At 65.6% G+C, this 4,976-nt stretch carries 6 protein-coding genes; 4 read left to right on the top strand and 2 right to left on the bottom strand.

The genetic code is table 11. The annotated features are described in order from the left end of the window. Positions 1-46: 46 nt before the first annotated feature. Positions 47-1,975 (bottom strand): M1 family metallopeptidase, encoded by a 1,929-nt coding sequence (locus ACFX4F_RS20670; protein ID WP_367785898.1) that lies wholly within the window; start codon positions 1,973-1,975, stop codon positions 47-49. Between the two features lie 324 nt (positions 1,976-2,299). After that, positions 2,300-3,061: a bifunctional demethylmenaquinone methyltransferase/2-methoxy-6-polyprenyl-1,4-benzoquinol methylase UbiE gene (gene ubiE / locus ACFX4F_RS20665; RefSeq protein WP_032976541.1), complete on the bottom strand. Its 762-nt coding sequence runs from the start codon at positions 3,059-3,061 to the stop codon at positions 2,300-2,302. Between the two features lie 79 nt (positions 3,062-3,140). Here ubiE and ACFX4F_RS20660 point away from each other — a divergent pair, with 79 nt between their 5' ends. From ACFX4F_RS20660 to ACFX4F_RS20645, 4 genes are all read left to right on the top strand, one after another. After that, positions 3,141-3,593, top strand: coding sequence for a nucleoside deaminase (locus ACFX4F_RS20660; protein WP_005411083.1), 453 nt, complete (start codon positions 3,141-3,143; stop codon positions 3,591-3,593). A gap of 200 nt (positions 3,594-3,793) precedes the next feature. Next, positions 3,794-4,054 (top strand): hypothetical protein, encoded by a 261-nt coding sequence (locus ACFX4F_RS20655; RefSeq protein WP_180165590.1) that lies wholly within the window; start codon positions 3,794-3,796, stop codon positions 4,052-4,054. 74 nt (positions 4,055-4,128) lie between these two features. Continuing rightward, on the top strand, positions 4,129-4,455 hold the full coding sequence (locus ACFX4F_RS20650; protein ID WP_099820615.1) for a hypothetical protein: 327 nt from the start codon (positions 4,129-4,131) through the stop codon (positions 4,453-4,455). A gap of 73 nt (positions 4,456-4,528) precedes the next feature. Continuing rightward, entirely contained in the window at positions 4,529-4,951 is a 423-nt protein-coding gene (locus ACFX4F_RS20645; protein WP_380658224.1) for a low affinity iron permease family protein, read from the top strand. Positions 4,952-4,976: the final 25 nt, after the last annotated feature.

The raw sequence follows: 4,976 nt of genomic DNA, 5'->3' as shown, positions 1-4,976 counted from the left end.
CCCCGACTCTACAAAAAAAGCGCCGGGCAGTGCCCGGCGCTTTTTCTTACTTCGCTTCAGCCTTGGCCAGCATGTCCTGCACCGAGGCGGTGGTGATCGGGTGGTAGCCCGGCTTGGCCTTCTCGAACGCCTGCTTGGCCAGCTCCAGACCCTTCGGGGTCTTCACCAGTTCGGCGTAGATCGGCAGGATCAGCTTGCGACGACCGACACGCTCGATGAACGCAGCCGCCGCTTCATTGGCCTGCTCGTAACCGCTGCGGATGGTCAGCGGGTACCAGCGCATGGCGATCTCGCCATTCGGGGTGCCGGTGAAGTGGAACGCCTTGTCCAGCGTGGCCAGCTTGTCCAGCGGCTGGGTGGCGCCCAGGCCGTCGATGAAGCGCACCCACTCCTGGGTACTCCACTCGGCAATGACCTGGCTGCTCGGCACGGTGCCGGCACTGGCAAAGGCGATGCGCGCGGTATCCACGCTGCTGAAGTTGCGCGACTGCGCCTTGGCCGCGAACGACGGAATGCCCGGCTCGTCCAGCCACGCCTTCAGTTCGGCCTCGGTGACCGCCGACGGATTCTTCGGCAGCAGATTCTTCTTCAGGTACTCGACGAACTGGTCGGTGTTGGCGCTCTGGAAGGCGTGGTCATCGAACCAGCCGCGCAGGAACGGATCGAAGGTCTCGCGGCCGAAACGCTGTTCCAGGAATTCCAGGAACCACGAACCCTTGACGTAGGCCACCTGGCTGAGGGCTTCGTCCGGGTCACGCTCGTTCAGCGGCGGCAGCGCCAGGGCCTGGTCGGCCGGGCTCATGTCCTTCACTTCGGCCAGCAGATCGGTCTGGTCGATCTGCTTTTCCATCTCGGCCATCTCCTTGCCGTACAGGGCTTCGGTGATGCGGCCCTGGACGTAGGTGGTGAAGCCTTCGTTGAGCCAGATGTCCTTCCAGCTGGCGTTGGTCACCAGGTTGCCCGACCAGCTGTGCGCCAGTTCATGGGCGACCAGCGAGACCAGCGACTTGTCGCCGACGATCACGGTCGGGGTGGCGAAGGTCAGGCGCGGGTTTTCCATGCCGCCGAACGGGAACGACGGCGGCAGCACCAGCATGTCGTAGCGGCCCCAGCGGTACTCGCCGTACAGCTTTTCGGCGGCACCGATCATCTTCTCGGTGTCTTCGAATTCCTTGGCGGCCTTGTTGACCATGGTCGGCTCGGCCCAGACGCCGGAGCGGCCGGAGATCGGCTCGAACACCAGGTCGCCGGCGGCGATGGCCAGCAGGTAGGACGGAATCGGCTGCGGCATCTTGAAGGTGTAATCACCGTCACGCGCGGCCTTGGGATCGTTGTCGGCGCTCATCAGCACCATCACGTCCGGGCGCGAGACCACGTGCGCGCTGTAGGTGAAGCGCACGCTCGGGGTGTCCTGCAGCGGCACCCAGGAACGGGCGTGGATCGCCTGCGACTGGCTGAACATGAAGGGCAGCTTCTTGCCCTCGGTCATCGACGGCGCCAGCCACTGCAGGCCCGACGCGGTCGGTGCGGTGTGGTAGGTCACCTCGACCTTGGCCGGCTGTTCCGGGGTTTCGATGGTCAGCTTGCTGCCGAACACCTTGTCGGCCGGGGCCAGCACGAACTGCAGCGGGCTGCGCGCGCCGTCGGCGGCGATCGCTTCGACCTTGGCGATGCTCAGCTCGCGGGTGTCCAGCACCAGCTGCTTGGCATCCTTCTGCTTCCATTCCAGGGTGTAGGTGGCGGTGCCGCCGATCTGCTTCTGGTCAAAGTCCAGCTTCAGATCCAGCGCGATGTCCTTGACGACGACCTTGTCCGGCTCGGCGTACGAGCTTTCATCGTGGCTGCGGTTTTCGGCGTTCACGGGGGCGGCGGGAGCCTTCTGGGCAGTCGGGGCGGCGGCGGGGGCGGCCGCCTCCTGGGAGCAGCCGGCGGCCAGGGCCACGGCCAGCGGAAGGAGCATCAGCGGATTGCGCATGAATCGGGACCGTTACGGGGATCAAACCCCAATGGTACCTCTCCCCCGGCCGGGAAGCGTTGCGCGGTGCGGGGTAATGGCCGGCCCCGCGATGGCCCGGCAGGTGCCAACCTTGGTTGGCACGGATCTGTCATCGCGCGCGGTAGGACCTGTGCCGACCAAGGTCGGCATCTACCACGGCGGATTGCTGCGTCATCGCTCGCGGGCGGGCCCTGGGCCCGCCTTGGCCTGCCTCTGGTAGGTGCCAACCTTGGTTGGCACGGACCTGTCAGCGCTCGCCGACGGGCATGTGCCAACCAAGGTTGGCACCCACCAAAGCGAGGCTTACAGCTTGTAGCCGGAGTGGATCGAGACGATGCCGCCGGTCAGGTTCTTGTAGTGGCAGCGCTCGAAGCCCGCCTGCCCCATCATCGCCTTCAGCTCTTCCTGCGGCGGATGCTTGCGGATGCTCTCGGCCAGGTACTGGTAGCTGTCCGAATCGTTGGCGAACAGCTTGCCCAGCTTCGGCAGGATCTTGAACGAGTGGAAGTCGTAGATCGGCTTGAACCAGTCCGCGGTGACTTCGGAGAACTCGAGCACACGGGCCTGGCCGCCCACCTTCAGCACGCGGTACATCTCGCGCAAGCCGGCGTCCTTGTCGGTCACGTTGCGCAGACCGAAGGCGATGGTCACCAGGTCGAAGCTGTTGTCCGGGAACGGCAGGGCTTCGGCGTTGCACTGCACGTAGTCCAGGCCGAGCACCAGGCCGCGGTTGGTCAGGCGGTCACGGCCGACCGACAGCATGCCGGCGTTGATGTCGCCCAGCACCACCGAACCCTCGGCACCGACCCGCTCCTTCAGCAGCGCGGCGATATCGCCGGTGCCACCGGCCAGGTCAAGCACGCGGTCACCCGGCTTCACCTGCGCGGTGGCTACGTAGTAGCGCTTCCATGCCCGGTGCACGCCCATGCTCATCAGGTCGTTCATCAGGTCGTAGTTGCGCGCGACCGACGTGAACACCTGGCCGACCAGCTTCTGCTTGTCCTTGGCGTCAACGTCGCGGAACCCGAAATGGGTGGTACCGGATTTGTAGGGGGATTCGCTCATGCCCCGATTATCGCACCGCCGGGCCCCTGCGGGGAACGCTGGCCGTATCATGGCGCCCCACGACCTACCGGAGCCCCGCATGATCACCACGCCCGACTACCAGGCCCTGCTGCAGACCGCCATCGCCGAAGCCCGCCAGGGCCTGGCCGAAGGCGGCGTGCCGATCGGCGCGGCGCTGTACCACAACGACGGCCGCCTGCTCGGCTGCGGCCACAACCGCCGCGTGCAGGAAGGCGACCCGTCCGTGCATGGCGAGACCGACGCCTTCCGCAAGGCCGGCCGCCAGCGCCGCTACCAGGACACCATCATGGTCACCACCCTGGCTCCGTGCTGGTACTGCTCGGGCCTGGTGCGGCAGTTCAACATCGGCACGGTGGTGGTCGGCGAGTCGCGCACCTTCCAGGGCGGCATCGACTGGCTGCGCGAAAACGGCGTCAACGTGATCGACCTGGACAGCCAGGAATGCGTCGACCTGCTGGGCGGTTTCATTGCGCAACATCCGGAAATCTGGAACGAAGACATCGGTGAATGAGCATCCGCCACGGCTGATGAGCCCGCCTTGATGAACGCTTCAGTGCCGGCACAGCCTTGTGCCGGCAGCGTCTGCACGCTTCAACGTGAACTGCTGCGCAGTCAGCTGCGTGTAGTCAACACGCGCCACTAACATCCTGCTGCGCAGCCACGTCTAGGGTGGAATGCAACCGGGGCCCCCGCCCCGGCTTGGAGACGACCATGCAAGCGCATGCCGTACGTCCTCCCAGCGACCCGGCCCTGGCCGTGATCTGGGACCGACTGCAGCAGCAATACGCACTGCACCAGCGCAGTGCCCCGTTCTGGAGCGCCTACCAGGACATGCAGCAGGATCTGCTGCTCGACCATCCCCGCGACCTGGTGCGCCTGTGCAATGCGATGGCCGCCATGGCCGAACGCCTGGGTGCAGTTGAACACGCACAGCTGCTGCGCCATCGCCACGCTGGCTGCACATCGCGCTGACGCGGCATGCACCACCGTCCGGGCCAGACTGTAACGGGCCCCACTCCCTTTCACCTTCAACCGATTGGATCGTCATGCACGCTGAAGTTCCCGCCATTCCCCCGGTCATCAATGTCGATGCGGAGCTGGATTACTGGCGCCGCCAGCACGCCGATGGCGCACTCGCGCACACCTCGTTCGGCACCTATGTGCCGTGGATCAAGTTCGCCTGTGATTCACTGATCACCCAACCACGCGCCAGCAATGCGCAGCGCGATGAGCTGTTCCAGACCCAGTACGCCCTGCAGATCATGCCGCGCATGACCGAAGCGCAGGCCCGCGAATTCGTCGAACGCTGCTGGCAGCACGTCTACCTGGCCAGCCCGGTGCGCAGCCAGGAAGCACCGCGCCTGCGCGCCTGAGCCCACGCTCGACTGCACGGCACCTGCACGGCCACGTGCCGATGATCGTCATCATTCCAGTGGAACGATGACGATGAGCGCAAGGAACCTGTTCAATATGATCGCCAAGAAGGCCGCGGCCGCCACCGGCTCGCCGTGGACCTTCCTGGCTGCGGTGTCGATCGTCGTGCTGTGGGGCATCAGCGGCCCGATATTCAAGTTCAACGATACCTGGCAGCTGGTGATCAACACCGGCACCACGATCATCACCTTCCTGATGGTGTTCCTGATCCAGCACACGCAGAACTCGGACACGGCGGCGATGCAGATCAAGCTGGATGAACTGATCCGCGCCACCGCCGAGGCCAACAATGAACTGCTGGACCTGGAAGAGCTGGACGAAGAGCGCCTGGAAGAGATCCGCGCCGAGTACGAGAGGATGGCGCGCGAAGCCGGCGACGCACTGACCCGGGTACGCTCCTGCCGCAGCGAGCGGCGCGACGACGAAGCGGTGTGACCGGTGGTGCCGGCCGCGGGCCGGC

Origin of the sequence: Stenotrophomonas sp. YIM B13575 (assembly GCF_042787595.1) — a bacterium.
Lineage (GTDB): Bacteria > Pseudomonadota > Gammaproteobacteria > Xanthomonadales > Xanthomonadaceae > Stenotrophomonas > Stenotrophomonas lactitubi_B.
Note: the sequence above shows the minus strand (reverse complement) of the source record. Positions and strands in the feature narration are given on the sequence as shown.